Here is a 14,799-nt window from a genome sequence, read left to right as displayed (position 1 = left end):
GGGCATGAATTGGTGTAAACAATTGTTTTGAACGATCGTTTTGAACACTTGTTTAACATGGATTATTGTACACCTGTGTCTGAAACGTGTCAACGCTTTCGCAAGACGAAACAGCCCGTTTCTTTATCCATAGAAAAAGACGCCCGTCATCCGGACGCCTTACGGCCTTCATCCTTTCGCATCGTCCTTAAAATTCGCGCAGCTCGTCAAACCTATCGAACAGCATTTGGCCATCGATGTCGATGTTTGCGGGCGCCAATCGTTTTTGAACCGTTTGAAGCAGTTCGGACAGCACCGTAAAAATTTCCTCGCGTTCCACCGTTTCGATAAAGCCGGTCCGCCGATCCATCTTGTTGAACGCTTCCGTATAGTCCGTGACGACCGCCAGCAGTTCCTGCTTCAGTTCGGCCGCATCGGCGGCTCCGTCCCCCGTATTGGCAGCGGCGGAGCTCATGGCGGCAAGCGTCTTTTTGTATACGGCGGCGGCTTTTTTTGCGTTGGCTGCGGTAATATGCTCCCGTCCGTCCCAGTCGCGGAAAGGATTCAGCATATTTTCCTGAAGCCATTCCGGCTTGCGCGGTTTGGTAATGGCGAGGCTCAGGCCATTGGCCGTTTCTTGTTTGTATTTTTGTTTCACGGCTTTCGCCGTTTCCGCCGGCAGGCTCGTCAACCACAGCCAGGTCAAATGCTGCAATTTTTCGGGCCCGGGGAACTGTTCCCCGGTAAAACCAAACAAATCGTACGTGCTGAAATGCGTCAGACCGGACAGCCTATCGAGGCATTCCATATGGATGATGGTTCCCGGCTTGCCCCACAGCCGCAATTCGTTAAGCTCCGGGTAGGCGTCGATGACTTTTTTCAGATCCAATTCCTTGATGCCCTTTACATGGAGGGACCCAAGCCGTTCAAGACCGCGGCCGTACGGCTTTCCTTCATAAAACCCGGCCGTGATCCATCGGCCGTCTTCATGAGCATGCACCACGAGTCCTGCCGCCTCGGGGCCGGTTAAATGGAGCTCCTCGACGTTTGGACCCAAATACAACTCTTCCAATTCCCCTGCCCGCAAAATAACGCGTTCCAACCCGCTGTTTCTTACATCGATTGTTTTGCACCCATGATTCTCCCACTGCAGCTCGTTAATAAACGGGTTACGGTTAACGTAATGCTGAAGGTCCGCATACGTTTTTTTGGCAATGATTCGGGTAAGGCACGGCAAATTGTCCAGCTCCGACCAATCCTTCAGGCTCTGCAAAACCTCGTCGTCGATCACGTGGGTCGATCTTCGCAGACGCTGTCCGCCCAGCTCGATCAACGTATCGTCATTCGCGGCTTCCTTGAACGCTTTGCGGCGATCTTCAGGAATGCGATCCCATTTCCGCTGCCTGTACAAGCTGCTGCCGACGTTCCAGCTCCCGTAACTTGTCGTCCCGGCGTCCGTCTTCGGAGGAACGTTTCCGACCTTGATATAGGGCTTGGGGACGTTTCCTTCGACGTAACTGAGCTCTAGTTCCTTGTTCCAAAAATAATAATCTGCGTATAGCGGCTTCATTTCCCGAACTTCGTCCTCGCCGGGCAGTTCCTCGCCCGCCCAATCCAGTTCCAGCAGTGCCGCCAAATTTTGCGTTTTGCGAGTTCCCGCTTTTATCTCGATAACTTGGCAGGCAGCGTAACCTTGCAATTTTTCGTCGTACACGCAAAATACGTCCCCGACGTTCGGCTTCATTCCATCACCCTTTTCGTCAATCCTCTTCTTTCCAAATGGTACAATGAACATTCGAAAAGAACAATGAAGCGAAAGAACGAAAACTGGAGGGCCTGTTAGACAGTTTCCCGAAAAAAAAGAAAGCGGGCGCTTAAAAGCCCCGCTATCCTACTCGGATGTCTTGATTAGGAATGACGAATGATTTCTCCTACCTTCTTCAATATGCCTGACATCGATTCGGGATCATGCACGTCGTAATCGTCAATGTTCAGGCGAAGCACCGGACAAGCGTGGAATTCGCCGATCCAATCCGAATATCTTTTGTGCATATGCTCCCAATAGGACACGTCGGTTTGGATCTCCATCTCGCGTCCACGCTCCTGGATTCGGGCCAGGATGGACGGCAAGCTTCCTTCCAGGTAAATGAGAACGTCGGGATGCGGAAAATACGGCGTCATTACCATCGCTTCAAACAAGCTGGTGTATGTTTCGTAATCGATTTTGGACATCGTCCCCTGGTCGGCGTGCATTTTGGCGAATATCCCGGTGTCTTCGTAAATGGAGCGGTCCTGAACGAATCCGCCGCCCATTTCAAAAATTCTTTTTTGTTCCTTAAACCGTTCGGCCAAAAAATAGATCTGCAAATGGAAGCTCCATCGTTCAAAATCATGGTAAAACTTTTCCAAATAAGGATTATGCTCTACCTGTTCCATGGACGTTTTAAAGCCCAATTGAGCCGCAAGCGCTGCGGTAAGCGTCGATTTGCCTACGCCGACCGTTCCTGCGACCGTAATGATTGCGTTTTCCGGGATATGGTATGGATTCATGACAAGTTCTCCTTTAACTGAGAGACAATCTCTTCGAATTGGTTTTTGTTTTGGACAAAATCGACCCGGTTGGCGTCGACCGTCATAATGATCGTGGAAGGTTCGCGATCCGCAAGCGACGTCATCGCCGCTTCATAATCCTCGATTAACTGCGCCAAATAACCCGGATCCATGTCTTGCTCAAACGGACGCCCCCTTTTGGCGATTCGACGCTGCAGCGTTTCAAGACTTGCTTTGATGTAAATAATGATGTTCGGTTTGGGCAAATCATCCGTCAATATATGATAGATTTGCTCATATTTATCCCGTTCGGCTCCGCTTAACGTTCTCCGGCTGAAAATCAGGTTTTTGAAAATGTGGTAGTCCGAAACCACCGGTTTCCCCGCCAAAATGTAGTCGTTAACCGTCTCCTTCAGCTGTTTATACCGGTTGCAAAGGAAAAACATTTCGAGCTGAAAGCTCCAATCGTCCATGTTTTGATAAAATTTATCGATAAACGGGTTTTCCTCGACGATTTCCTTCACGACCGGAAGCCGCAGACGTTCGCCAAGCATCGAGGCCAGCGTTGTTTTTCCGGCCCCGATCGGTCCTTCTACGGCAATAAATGGCATATTTGTTCTCATGTAAGCCGACTTCCTCCCCCATCCGTTTGAACCCTTCTATGAATCTTCTCTATGAAATGGACGAACTCATTGTAACACAGCATCGCCCAGTTTCTCACCGAAACTTTTTCCATGAACATGTGACAACTTTTTGCATCAGCCGGGCGAGAGGCCAATTTTTCATGAAGAAACATGAAACATTTTACAAAAATAACCGTCTTATCATTGGAATCTTCCACAGGTTGACTCCGACCCGCGGGGATATGGCACGGCCATTCCCCATCATTCCTAATGAACTTGAAGGGAGATGTCTTGTAACATGAAAAAATCCATTGCACTCTTGTCGCTGGCGCTGGGTTTGACCGTTTCGGCCCAAGCATCCGCCGCGGAGGCGAACGCAAATTCAGCCTCGAACATCGTTTACTACGGAACCGATTCCCTTGTAAAAAAAGACGGCACGTTCTGGATCTGGGGTCCGCAGCAACCCGTACCGACGCAAATCCCCGAGCTGACCGGAGCGGCAAACACGTTCGGATTCCATATGGTGGAGAAACAGGACCATTCGGTGTGGCTCTGGGAGACAAAGCCGTTAAGCAAGTCGGTGACCGTAAAACCCGTGAGCGGCATCAGCAACGTGACGAAAATCGAGGGTTATGGGCCTGCGCTTGCCTTAGATCGTGACGGCAACGTATCGGCTTCTGTTAAGACGGCTGAAGGCTGGGATATGACGCATTTTGAACCAGTGAAAGGCATCGACCATGTGTCCGATGTCGAAAGCTACTATGAAATGAACGACAAGACCGGCCAAGCCCGCCGCATCTTTTTGAAGACGGACGGTACGGTCTGGACAAATACGGATTCCGAGCCATCCCTCACCCCAGCCAAAAATCTCGACAACGTCGTTCAAGTTGAAAAAAATATCGCGCTGAAAAAAGACGGCACGGTTTGGACCTGGCCGAAAACATTTAAAGGCACGGGCAGCCTTCCAAACACGGTGACCGCAACGCAAATCAAGTCTTTAAAACAGATTAAAAGCATTTGGCAAGACGCAAACTCCTCGCTGGCCATCGACAGCCAATCCCGGCTTTGGTTCTGGGGCGCGATCTTAACCGGCTATTCGGACGGACCCGTGTACACGGACCTTCCCGATCCGGTTCTCTTGACCGGCGTTAAAAACGTCAAAGAAGCTTATGTCGTTGAAGATTCGATCGTGGCTTTCACGGGGGACAACAAAGTATACGCGACTTCGATCAAACGGAACAGCATGCCGTCCAACGCTTCCTTTAAGCTGCTTGCTTCGGACGTTGCTTCCGTCAAAAACGACTACCGCCATATCATCATGCAGAAAAAAGACGGCACCCTTTGGGGTTGGGGCGTCAACAAAAACGCGGAGCTTGGTTACGGGGATTACGAGTTCATGCATTATACGCCTGTTCCCGTGCAAAAGCCGATATCCGTTTCCTTGAACGGGGAAAACGTGCCTTTGGCCAGCGGCGTCATTACGCGCAACAGCCAAAACTTCGTACCGCTGCGCTCCGTGTTCGAAAAGATGGGCGCCGAAGTTTCTTACGATGAAAAAAGCAAACAGGCCACAGTGTCCCGCAAGGAAGACGGCAAACCTGCCATTTCCATCAGCGTCAACGTAAAAACCGGAAGCATTACGCTGAACAACGCTCCGATCACGATCGAAAACAAGCCGTTTACCGTGGATGGAACGGTGTACCTGCCGCTCCGCCTGATCAGCGAAAAGCTGGGCGCCACCGTCAATTGGCTTCCGGATCAGGAGCGCATTTCTATTCAAATGAACTGATTTTCGTTTTTATACGAACCCAAAATAAGAATTCTGGAGGTACCTATGACCCATCCAGTTCAATCCTTAAACAAACGATTGCGTCCGTCAGCCATTTTCATGGCTGCGGCCGCTTTTTTATTAGGCGCAAGCCCGATTTACGCGGCCAACGGCCAAACGATCGGTTCGAGTGCAGTTTTGTACGAAGGCTCCCATTTTTCTTCCGGCCCGGTTGCGACAGCTTCTGCCAAAAAGACTGCTGAAACTGCCTTTGCCCAGGTCATAGCCGGCACCTATTATTCGGTCGGATTGCGGAATGATGGTTCGGTATGGACTTGGGGCCGAAATTTATTCGGCGAACTGGGCTTGCCTGGTACCACCGCGGTTTCAAGCATCAATGCCCCTGTCCGTCTGAGCCAGCTTGCCGACATCCTGTCGATCGCCTCGAGCGGAGCAGGATATCAGCTTGCCGTGAAAAATGACGGAACCGTCTGGGAATGGGGCCAGAACATTCCTGACTCCAGAGAAACGCTTCCGCCGCGGCAGCTTCCGCTGCTGACGGACGTTGCCCAGGTTGCGACGCGGCATAGCGTCAGCTATGCGCTCAAGCAGGACGGATCGCTTTGGGCCTGGACGTTGCATGAACAAACCGGTGTCTCCGGCAAGCCTGTTCAAATCAAACTTTCCGGCAAAATCGTCAGCCTGGGAGCTGCTGAAGATATTGCATATGCACTGGACAAAGCAGGCACGGTATGGATCATTCAAGCGGAACGGAAGGATGGTCAGATCACCGTACTCCCCCCTTCCCGTGTTTCCGGTCTCCCCGCCTTAAAACAGGTAGCAGGAGGTTCATCGAGAGACATGTACGGGATCGATCAAACGGGCACAGCGTGGAAGTGGTCGTTAATACCTTCCGCTGCAACATATAAACTTTCCGGAAACCCGATCAAACTGTATCCCGGCCTCAAATTTAAACAGGTAGCAGGCAACGACCCAGTACTGTTAACCGAACAGGGCGAGGTCTGGGGCTGGGGAGCGAACCAATGGAACGAGGTCGGCGTCCCCCGAAATTCGATTGACGGGATGGAATATGCGCCAAAACGGCTTCAGCTCCCGATCACGGTAACGGTGAACGGCCAATTGATGGCTTCTTCCTTCCCGGCCACGATGACGAACAACCTCATCAGCGTTCCGCTTAAAGATGTCGCCCGAGCCCTGGGTGCGGAATTGACAGCGCCTACCGTAGAAAACGGAGGAGCCTATACCCTTAATTACAACCAGAAATCCGCCACCTTCAGCCCTAACCATAACGAGGTGGACATCGACGGGCACAAAGTGCAGCTATCAAGCCCGGTCACCGCGGTAAACGGAGCGACGATGATCCCCGTTTCCCTAATTAAACAAATGGGAATTGGCGTGGCTTGGGATTCCAAGCTTGCCCTGCTCGCGATTACATCGCGATCATAAACTCCGTCAAACGCTTTGTTCCATTGGCGAAGACGACATAGAAGATGAGATAAAACGCCTGCTGTTCTGTAAAGGGCTTTCACCGGGATCATCCTGTTTCAATGGATGATCCCGGTGCTTATGATGGATACTTGGACGCTCGTGTGGAACCGAACCTCCGAGTAATCCTTGTTCCAGTCCTTGTGTTTCCAAACGTTGTTGTGGTAGGCGATCAACTCTCTGCCGACGCCGAAAATATCGCAATTCGCCTTCTGCAGATCCCGTACCACGCTCCGCGCTTGATCCGTCAAAATCTTGGAAAGCTCCTTGTTCACTGTGAGAATCGATTTTTCATCCAAAGGATGGGTGCCCGTATATTCCTCGATGATTCCCTTGAGCTTGATGTTTAACTGAACGTGAACCTCCCCGTTTCGGGCTACCGTAACCTTGAATTTTCGTTTCACCTTTTTTTTGCCGACGTTAAAACTGATGTCCCCATGAAGCGGCCCGTCATCGATTTTTTTGGTGAACCGGGCGTTATCCCCGGAGTGCCCCTTGAGCAGGACCAACATGATCGAATCTTCGGCATTCAGTGCTCCGCTGTATTTTTGATCATCAAACAACGCCACGCCTTTGGCGACGACTTCTTCCCCTTGCAAATCGATGTACGGCAGCGCAAAATCCTGCCCCGGATCCTCCAACGCCCTAAAAACCGTATCCATGGTTTCGGGCGGATAAAAAAGGCTCATTTTCTCCAAGCTGTTGATTTTCTGGATCAGGAATTCGCCGATTTTCAATTCGCCGACCTCTTTTTTATTGATGATATCCGACGCCGCCCCGTCGGTAATGACCAACCGTACGTTCGAGGTGGGATTGTCGGGGTCCCGGAAATTAACGTCCATGGGAGGTTTCAAGCCTTCCATCGCAAGGCTTTTCCCGATGATCTGGATTCCGTTTTTGATCACCCTCATATTCCCTCTTACCCTGCTCCGCAATTCGTTGCTCGCCCCGCGCGTCGTGATCCCTTCCGCGCTATGGATTTCATTTTTCGTTCGGGACTGCTCCGTTTCCGGAGGAATAATGAGCTCGACCGTTTCCTTGATTTTTTTGTCTTTTGTGAGATCGAACCCGATGCTGTACGCAAGATTCAGGTCTTTTAAATATTCGCGGTCCCAGCAGCCTGACAGGACGGCAACCGACATCGTCCCAGCCAGCAGGATGACGGATCGTTTCATGCGGTTCCCCCCCTCGTTTTTTTGATGAACAGCGAACCGATCGTCATGATCAGCGGGAGGACAAACACGAAAAGATAGGCCGCGTATTCCGCTACAACATCCAAGTGATGATTGGCGATCGGCGTTGCCGGAACGAGGCAGATGGCAAACACGGCCGCACTGACGAAAGGCGTAAATACCCGGTGGTCTTTTTGTTTAAACAATTGCGTCAACCCGATCGATGCGGAATACGCATAACTGGTGATCGAACATACGATGGTAATGGACCAAATCGGGAGAAACAACACGTCTGCCCGGTCGATGACGTAAAAGTTCAGCGATTTGACCAAATATAGAACGGGTTCCGGAATAAGCCGCAGCTGCCCCGTATTGAATACCATCAGACAAGTACAAACCACGAAAGTATAAAACAACGTGACGAACAAATTCGACATGCTGACCATCCGAAGTTTTTTCTTGTCCGTAGCATCGATCAGGGGGAAAATGACAAGAATGACTTCGAAGCCATACATGGAGATCGTCGTATCTTTCATCGCCTTCAAAATGTTCCAAATGCCCGCCTCCATCAAAGGGTACATATATTCGAAATGAGCCTGCGTTAACCCGTAGCTTACGAAGATGATGAGCGGGATGAACAAAATCGACGACAAGGCATAGAAACGGGCCAGGACGGTCAGCTTCTCCTTTGCCAAATAATAGGTCATGATCGAAAACAAAGCGAGCAATATCCACGTTGGCGTCGCATCCATCATCCAGCGCTGCAGCACGCGGACGGCGCTGATCATGATGTTGGCGCCGATGAGAATGAAATAGGCGATATAACATGCAATCAACCCCCTGCCGATGACGGGTCCGCAAAGCCGAAGACAGATTTGAAACAGATTCAGTCCCGGAAACTTTCGAAGCAGCCCCCAAAACATCAGGATAATGATCTGGGTAATCACGCCCGTCAAGATCATCGTTATGCCTCCGCCGCCCTGTGCGGTTTTGCTCAGTTTGAAGGGTATCGAAAGAACCCCAACCCCGATCTGAGCCTGGATGATAAACAGGAACAACTGCCGAGTCGACATCATTTTTTCAGTCCGGGTCATCATGATCCTCCCTTCATGGCGGCATGCATGCGGTTATTTATTGGAGCCCTGTTCCTTCTTGCGTATGCTCCAAATGGGGAATCGCAAAAAGGTATCTTTTAACCCTTTGAATTTCAGGGGCGCAATCGGATAAAGATACGGCTTTCCGAAGGATTCGAGCTTGCACAGATGGATAAACAAGATCGTGAGCCCGAACGCAATGCCGATGTACCCGAACATGGCCGCAAGAAGCATCAACGGGAATCTGATCAGCCTCAGCGCCGAACTCATTTCGTTGGACGGGATGAGGAACGAAGAAATGGCCGTCAGCGCCACGACGATGGTCATGGTATACGAAACCAGCCCCGCCTTGACGATTGCATCCCCAATGACCAAACCCCCGACGATGCCGATCGTTTGCCCGACCCGGCTTGGTAAGCGAAGCCCCGCCTCCCTCAGGAGCTCGAAGATCAGCTCGAGAAACATCGCTTCGACGATCGGCGGATACGGGACGCGCGTCAACGAACCTTGCACCGTAAAAAATAATTGAATCGGCAACACATTGGAATGGAAAGAAACCGTCGCGATATAAATCGCCGGCAGCTGAAACGCCGTAATAAAGCTAATAAGCCTGATGAAACGGACAAAGGACGCGATCATCCAGCGGTTATTGTAATCGTCAGGCGTTTGATAAAAGGTAAAAAAGCATGCCGGCACGATCAAGGCCGTAGGATCGCCTTCCAGCATGATTACGATGTGTCCGTCAAGCAAATACGAGCTTGTCCGATCGGGTCGCTCGGTATTCAAGTGCTGCGGGAAAATCGAATACGGATTATCTTCCATCATTTCCTGAATAAACCCCGTAGATATGACCGTGTCGAGCGAAATATGGCTTAACCTGCGCTCAACCTTTTGAACAAGCTCGGTGTCGCATAGATTTTGAACATACAACATCGCAACCTTTCTCGGCACGGTGTTGCCGATGCTGTGATAGCGAACCGTAAGATCGGGGGAGCTGATTTGCTGCCGGATCAAATGCAGGTTGACGGTTAAATTTTCGATAAATCCGTTATGCGGGCCGCGCACGATGCCTTCGTTTTCCGGTTCGGCGATGCTTCGGTCATATGCGGCCGGCGTCGTGAGCACATAAAATTCATCCGACCCGTTCAACAAATAAAGGCAGCTGCCCTGCATCAATCCCTGGATCCCCTGTTCAAGATCGCGGTTCAGTTCCATCCGCAACGTCGTAAACAGCTCGGAAAGGCTTTTGTCTTCGCCAAAGCTCATCGGCGTAATGATATTGCGTTCGATCAGGACGGGATCCACCAGCGACTCCAAATAGATCAAAGCAGCCGGCGTATCTTTAAACGGATGATGTTTTATTTTGAGATCATGGGTATCAAACAGCGCTTTTCGAATATATTCCGTATTTTGGTTCAGGTCGAGGGATGCATGCCGTGAAGATGGGTTCATGAGATTACCGCCTGCCTATGCGAAATGATGAATAATGGTAATTTCTCCAGCGAAGAGTAAAATATTCCTGCGCTCCGATGAATCGGCAACAAAAAAAAAGCCGCGATCGCGGCTTTTCCCGTTATGAATTTGATGCTTCCGAACCGGCGTAACTTTCCTCCCGTTTCATGTAAACGCCTTTTTTGTAAACGGACTTGATGACGAAGCTCGAACCCAGCTTTTTGTTCGTTCGGTAAATGAGCGAATTCACTTCGTCTATTCCGACGAGCTCGGTGTTTTCCATGCACCGTTCCGGCCATACCCGCTGCATGATTTCCTCTTTGGTGACGAAATGGTCTAGCCGGTCGTGCAGCAGCTTAAACAGCAGATATTCCTTTTTCGATAACGTCACTTGCTCGTTTCCAATCTGGATGCTTTGCAGGTGGTCGTGCAGCTGAACCTCCCGTTCCAGCAGATCGGAAACCGCATATTCCCGCGTCTCTTCAAGATCCCCGTCGAAATCCACCTGCAGCCTGACAAGCCCGCTTACAAGCGTCAACCGATCCCCGGGGGCAACCGGATATTTCCGGTGCGGAATCAGGCGTTGTCCGTTCAGTTCCGTGCCGTTTTTGCTCCCCAGATCTTCCACGTACACATCCTGGCGCACCCGGGATACGCAGCAATGGCGCTTGGATACGAGCTGATTGTAGATCGCCAGCATATCACCGCTTGAACGCGTATGCCTGCCGATCGTAATGCTTTTCCCCTGTTCCAGGTAAAGAAATGAACCATGTCCCTTTTGACCGGCGGTATCCAAAATGATTTTGACGATATCCGGCATGATTGAATCTCCCACTTTCCTATCCGAGATTATGGATGGCCCGGGCGGCAGCCATAATCAAAAATGATAATTTCATCAGATTTGCTCCATTGTTTGCCACACGGGCAAATTTTATAGTAAAAAAAACGCCTATCGACGCACTTCCTAAGAAGACAGATCGCGTTTAAAGGCAGTTTTTCTTGCAGTATCAGGAAGCAATGGCTCTGTAGTCTATACTTTCTAAGGTTACCAAAAGAGGATACTGCATGAACAACATCACTTTATCTAATACTATCAGTCCGGGAAACAATTTTCAAAGCGAGGTTATTCCATTGAAGCGAACTCAAACGATCATGTATGGCGTCATGTCCTTTTTGGCCGCCAGCGTGCTTGCACTTTACGTATATTTTTTTCAGCAATTGGAGGATAAGCCGAACGATTCGGTAGAAACTTTATTTCTTCAGCATAACTCGGGCAGCGCGATTTCCGGCTCATCATCGGAGCAAAGCGATACATCCGAAAACGTCGTGGTTCAAAACGGCAAATCCATTTGGGAGAGGATCGAGGATGCCGTTCTGGAGCGGATCCATTCAAAATAAGACACGCTCCGGGTTGGAGAGCATAATGATTCACCTGCTTGTTTTTTTCTGATATAATCAATTCGACTTCAGTCGGTTCATATTTCAATGCAGGAAAGAGGTTTTTCATCGTGTCCAAAATCATCAAAACATTAACGATTGCCGGCAGCGATTCCAGCGGGGGCGCGGGCATTCAAGCCGACCTCAAAACATTTGAGGAGTACGGAACATACGGCTTTAGCGCATTAACGACCATCGTGACGATGGATCCCGATAACGGATGGCACCATAACGTATATCCGGTGGATCCGGCGCTCGTGGCGGAGCAGTTGAAAACGGTATTCGCCGGCGGACCGGTTGACGCCATGAAAACGGGGATGCTGGGCAGCGTGGACATCGTTCGTGTCGCTGAAAAAGCGATCAAGGAGCATAACCAGACCAACGTAGTCATTGACCCGGTGATGGTGTGCAAAGGCGAGGACGAAGTGCTGAATCCGGAAAGCGCCGAAGCGATCCGCGATTCTCTCCTTCCTCTGGCGACCGTGGTTACGCCTAACCTGTTCGAAGCCGGGGTGCTTTCGGGGCTCGGAAAACTCTCCTCCATCGAAGACATGAAAGAAGCGGCTCGCCGGATTCATCAGCTGGGCGCCAAAAACGTCGTAGTAAAAGGCGGCAAAGCGCTGGACGGGGAACAAGCGATCGACGTCTTTTTTGACGGCTCGGAATTCACTGTGCTTACAACGGACAAAATCGAACCTGCTTTCAACCACGGCGCGGGCTGCACGTTTGCGGCGGCCATTACCGGAGGAGTGGCCAACGGCTTACCCGTTGCCGAGGCTGTCGCCAAGGCGAAGGATTTCGTCTCCGCGGCGATTCGCAGCGGATATCAGTTCAACGAATTCGTCGGTCCGGTATTCCACGGCGGCTACCGTCTGGCGAAATAATCCGGTACTTTTGAATGAAAGCCTCCTTCACGTGAAGGAGGCTTTGTTGTCGTCGAAGCCCACATCTCAAGGGAGTCACCCTTGTTTACTTATCTTCACGCACGGCTTGGATATATGCGGATTCGCCGGTAAAGCCGGCAAGCCCGCCGGTTTCGTCCGTTTCGATCGAAAAATAGCGTTTGATGGCGTCCGATGCCTGCAGCAGCTTTTGTTCAAGAGCAGTCCGTTCATGCGCCGGCAGTCCGGATCGTTCGCACCAATCCCGGAACTGGAACCGTTTCGGAAAACGGGCCAACATTTCCGTTCGAAAACCCGTATGCTCAAACAGGCGAATCCATTCGGTCTTTTTCCAGGCGCGAACATGGCTCGGATCCCTTTGCTTTTCGATCTCGTTATAAAAATCGTCAAAGACGTCAAGTTCCGGAGCGACGTTGTCGATCAGAAGCAGTCTGCCGCCAGGTTTGATCACGCGGTAAGCTTCGCGGGCAAACGCACCTGTATCGGGAAAATGGTGAGCCGCGATCCGGCAAGTGACAAGATCGAAGGAAACGTCGGCAAAAGGCAAATGTTCCGCGTCCCCTGCCACGAAGTCCACATTCGTGTGGCCGTTCTCCCGAATGAACGCCGCTGCGGCATTCAGCATCTCTTCCGTCAAATCCAAAGCGGTTACGCGGCGGACAAGCGGGGCGAGTGCATTCGCCACGTGCCCCCCTCCGGTGGCAATGTCCAAAACGTCCATGGTCGGTTCCGCTTGGGAACAGGAAACCAAAAACGCCAAGTCTTCTCCCTTGGCATGGTTTGCGCTTGTGACATATTTTCCGGCGTTTGGGGCAAATTGCTGCCGGACAAGGTTTTTCATAGCGTCTTCGATGATAATCCCCTCCCTGAATTATGGCGGTATTGGCCTAATGTGCTGATGATCGGGTTGCTTCATTCTTCTTTAGTTTCACTAAATGAAACTCAATACCGTATAACGAAATACACGTTAAAGGTATCACATTTTTTTCCATATGTAAATATAGCCCCCTTCGATTCGAAGGAGGCCACTCGATATGTTTAGACCGTCGTTTCCGTCTGTTTGCCCGGAATCACGCGCCGGTACCGTTCCGACACGAACGCAAGGTATTTTTTCAATCCGATCCAGCTGGCAAAAGCGATCCCTCCGACGATGCCGCCGACCACGAGAGCGAACAGCATGCTGTATTCGGTAGCGATTTCCATTCCCGGGCCGATGCTCATATTGATCCAGGTCACTCCGAAAAATGTACGGATAATGCCTGCAAGCACAATCAGGATCGCACAAAATCCGAACCCATAAGCCACGACTGCCAGCACCGGAACGACCATGACGCTGAGCAACCCGGCTGTGCAGTAAAACCCGATCATCGAAAGCACGTCCTTGAACGACCGCACTCCCTTCAACCCGTTCATGCGCTCGCTCCGGTATGCCCTTGCCAATTTGCGCGGATCGCCCAAACGCGATAAAATGACGGGTTCCGGCACGCCGCTTGCGATGCCTTCCGCAATATGGCTCTCGATCTCCATCACCGCATCCATCCTTTCGTCATCCGGCAGCTTCTCCAAATAACGGTTCAACTTCTCCAAATATTCCCTTCCATACGGGCTAATCATCGATTTCTCCCCCAAATTGTTGTATTTGTTCGACGGCGCCGCTGATTTTATTCCATTCGGCCATCATCGAAACCATCAGGCGGCGACCGGAATCGGTCAGGCTGTAATATTTCCGGGGCGGTCCGGATTCGGACTCTTTCCAAAAGGATTCGATGTATTGATCCTTCAACAGCCTGCGCAATAGCGGATATAATGTCCCTTCCGTGACGGCGAGCGGCTCCCACCGGTCGAGCAGCATCACCAGTTCATATCCGTATCTGGGCTTATGTCCGATCAACTGCAATATGCAGTATTCCAAAATGCCCCTGCGAACCTGTGATGTCCATTCCGACATTTCCATAACTACCGTCCGCTCCTTTCGGTATTATAATATCACCTAGTACTGTGCTTTGCAAGGTACTTGGTCAAAATAGGTTACTGACTACCTGTTTATTGATCCACATCGACTTCAGACTCAAAAATGAAAATAGGGAAAAAGCGACCGGTGACGAAGTACAGCGATGCCTTCTTTACATGACCGCAACGGTCAAGAAAAAAAGCCCAGCATTTGAAGTGACCCCCAAAAGCTAGACACATTATTTCATCAAGCAGCTTTCTCAAAATGAGTTCGGTACTGTACCGGACTCATTTTGATTTTTGCTTTTAACCGTTTGGTATTGTAGTATTCAATATATTTTTCCAATTCTTCTTTGAAATGTTCCA

15 protein-coding genes are annotated in these 14,799 nt (G+C 50.6%); 4 read left to right on the top strand and 11 right to left on the bottom strand.

Annotated elements, in window-relative coordinates:
* Positions 1-187 precede the first annotated feature (187 nt).
* The 3 genes from RJP21_RS16755 to RJP21_RS16745 all read right to left on the bottom strand — a co-directional run bounded on the left by RJP21_RS16755 (position 188) and on the right by RJP21_RS16745 (position 3,152).
* The gene (locus tag RJP21_RS16755; protein WP_310860294.1) at positions 188-1,723 is read right to left on the bottom strand and encodes a hypothetical protein; all 1,536 of its coding nucleotides are present in this window, start codon (positions 1,721-1,723) and stop codon (positions 188-190) included.
* A 164-nt stretch (positions 1,724-1,887) separates the two neighbouring features.
* Positions 1,888-2,529: a deoxynucleoside kinase gene (locus RJP21_RS16750; protein WP_310860293.1), complete on the bottom strand. Its 642-nt coding sequence runs from the start codon at positions 2,527-2,529 to the stop codon at positions 1,888-1,890.
* Positions 2,526-3,152 (bottom strand): deoxynucleoside kinase, encoded by a 627-nt coding sequence (locus RJP21_RS16745; RefSeq protein ID WP_160042147.1) that lies wholly within the window; start codon positions 3,150-3,152, stop codon positions 2,526-2,528. Before RJP21_RS16745 ends, RJP21_RS16750 begins: the two co-directional genes overlap by 4 nt.
* Positions 3,153-3,450: 298 nt before the next feature.
* On the opposite strand from RJP21_RS16745, the gene RJP21_RS16740 reads away from it, so the two are divergent.
* Complete coding sequence (locus RJP21_RS16740; RefSeq protein WP_310860292.1) at positions 3,451-4,941, top strand: stalk domain-containing protein; 1,491 nt, start codon at positions 3,451-3,453, stop codon at positions 4,939-4,941.
* A 45-nt stretch (positions 4,942-4,986) separates the two neighbouring features.
* Positions 4,987-6,387 carry a stalk domain-containing protein gene (locus tag RJP21_RS16735; RefSeq protein WP_310860291.1) on the top strand — a complete coding sequence of 467 codons (1,401 nt, stop codon included), beginning with the start codon at positions 4,987-4,989 and terminating at the stop codon, positions 6,385-6,387.
* 98 nt (positions 6,388-6,485) lie between these two features.
* Here the strand turns inward: RJP21_RS16735 and RJP21_RS16730 are convergent, their stop codons facing one another.
* The 4 genes from RJP21_RS16730 to RJP21_RS16715 all read right to left on the bottom strand — a co-directional run bounded on the left by RJP21_RS16730 (position 6,486) and on the right by RJP21_RS16715 (position 10,964).
* Positions 6,486-7,601, bottom strand: a complete 1,116-nt coding sequence (locus RJP21_RS16730) for a Ger(x)C family spore germination protein (protein WP_310860290.1) — start codon at positions 7,599-7,601, stop codon at positions 6,486-6,488.
* Complete coding sequence (locus RJP21_RS16725; RefSeq protein WP_310860289.1) at positions 7,598-8,695, bottom strand: GerAB/ArcD/ProY family transporter; 1,098 nt, start codon at positions 8,693-8,695, stop codon at positions 7,598-7,600. Before RJP21_RS16725 ends, RJP21_RS16730 begins: the two co-directional genes overlap by 4 nt.
* A gap of 30 nt (positions 8,696-8,725) precedes the next feature.
* Positions 8,726-10,144: a spore germination protein gene (locus RJP21_RS16720; RefSeq protein ID WP_310860288.1), complete on the bottom strand. Its 1,419-nt coding sequence runs from the start codon at positions 10,142-10,144 to the stop codon at positions 8,726-8,728.
* Positions 10,145-10,265: 121 nt separating this feature from the next.
* Entirely contained in the window at positions 10,266-10,964 is a 699-nt protein-coding gene (locus RJP21_RS16715; protein WP_310860287.1) for an FHA domain-containing protein, read from the bottom strand.
* 311 nt (positions 10,965-11,275) lie between these two features.
* On the opposite strand from RJP21_RS16715, the gene RJP21_RS16710 reads away from it, so the two are divergent.
* Together RJP21_RS16710 and pdxK are read left to right on the top strand one after the other, a co-directional pair.
* Entirely contained in the window at positions 11,276-11,542 is a 267-nt protein-coding gene (locus RJP21_RS16710; protein ID WP_310860286.1) for a hypothetical protein, read from the top strand.
* Positions 11,543-11,652: 110 nt separating this feature from the next.
* On the top strand, positions 11,653-12,465 hold the full coding sequence (pdxK, locus tag RJP21_RS16705) for a pyridoxine/pyridoxal/pyridoxamine kinase (protein WP_310860285.1): 813 nt from the start codon (positions 11,653-11,655) through the stop codon (positions 12,463-12,465).
* An 85-nt stretch (positions 12,466-12,550) separates the two neighbouring features.
* Here the strand turns inward: pdxK and RJP21_RS16700 are convergent, their stop codons facing one another.
* From RJP21_RS16700 to RJP21_RS16685, 4 genes are all read right to left on the bottom strand, one after another.
* The gene (locus RJP21_RS16700) at positions 12,551-13,336 is read right to left on the bottom strand and encodes a class I SAM-dependent methyltransferase (RefSeq protein WP_310860602.1); all 786 of its coding nucleotides are present in this window, start codon (positions 13,334-13,336) and stop codon (positions 12,551-12,553) included.
* Between the two features lie 185 nt (positions 13,337-13,521).
* The gene (locus RJP21_RS16695) at positions 13,522-14,097 is read right to left on the bottom strand and encodes a DUF1700 domain-containing protein (RefSeq protein ID WP_310860284.1); all 576 of its coding nucleotides are present in this window, start codon (positions 14,095-14,097) and stop codon (positions 13,522-13,524) included.
* Positions 14,090-14,437, bottom strand: a complete 348-nt coding sequence (locus RJP21_RS16690; RefSeq protein WP_160042164.1) for a PadR family transcriptional regulator — start codon at positions 14,435-14,437, stop codon at positions 14,090-14,092. The genes RJP21_RS16695 and RJP21_RS16690 overlap by 8 nt, the downstream gene beginning before the upstream one ends.
* Before the next feature lie 243 nt (positions 14,438-14,680).
* Positions 14,681-14,799: IS3 family transposase (locus RJP21_RS16685; RefSeq protein ID WP_310860601.1), on the bottom strand; the 119-nt coding region annotated here is incomplete at its 5' end.

Origin of the sequence: Paenibacillus sp. VCA1, from assembly GCF_031583795.1 — a bacterium.
GTDB classification, from domain to species: domain Bacteria; phylum Bacillota; class Bacilli; order Paenibacillales; family Paenibacillaceae; genus Paenibacillus_AQ; species Paenibacillus_AQ albilobatus.
The sequence above is the reverse complement of the archived record's forward strand: the minus strand, read 5'-3'. Positions and strand labels throughout refer to the sequence as shown.

What these genes read in the sequence shown, in the direction of transcription:
- RJP21_RS16720 (WP_310860288.1), bottom strand. Translation starts at nt 10,144, where the DNA reads ATGAACCCATCTTCACGGCATGCATCCCTCGACCTGAACCAAAATACG.
- RJP21_RS16730 (WP_310860290.1), bottom strand. Translation starts at nt 7,601, where the DNA reads ATGAAACGATCCGTCATCCTGCTGGCTGGGACGATGTCGGTTGCCGTC.
- RJP21_RS16695 (WP_310860284.1), bottom strand. Translation starts at nt 14,097, where the DNA reads ATGATTAGCCCGTATGGAAGGGAATATTTGGAGAAGTTGAACCGTTAT.
- RJP21_RS16745 (WP_160042147.1), bottom strand. Translation starts at nt 3,152, where the DNA reads ATGAGAACAAATATGCCATTTATTGCCGTAGAAGGACCGATCGGGGCC.
- RJP21_RS16735 (WP_310860291.1), top strand. Translation starts at nt 4,987, where the DNA reads ATGACCCATCCAGTTCAATCCTTAAACAAACGATTGCGTCCGTCAGCC.
- RJP21_RS16755 (WP_310860294.1), bottom strand. Translation starts at nt 1,723, where the DNA reads ATGAAGCCGAACGTCGGGGACGTATTTTGCGTGTACGACGAAAAATTG.
- RJP21_RS16750 (WP_310860293.1), bottom strand. Translation starts at nt 2,529, where the DNA reads ATGAATCCATACCATATCCCGGAAAACGCAATCATTACGGTCGCAGGA.
- RJP21_RS16725 (WP_310860289.1), bottom strand. Translation starts at nt 8,695, where the DNA reads ATGATGACCCGGACTGAAAAAATGATGTCGACTCGGCAGTTGTTCCTG.
- RJP21_RS16740 (WP_310860292.1), top strand. Translation starts at nt 3,451, where the DNA reads ATGAAAAAATCCATTGCACTCTTGTCGCTGGCGCTGGGTTTGACCGTT.
- RJP21_RS16715 (WP_310860287.1), bottom strand. Translation starts at nt 10,964, where the DNA reads ATGCCGGATATCGTCAAAATCATTTTGGATACCGCCGGTCAAAAGGGA.
- RJP21_RS16690 (WP_160042164.1), bottom strand. Translation starts at nt 14,437, where the DNA reads ATGGAAATGTCGGAATGGACATCACAGGTTCGCAGGGGCATTTTGGAA.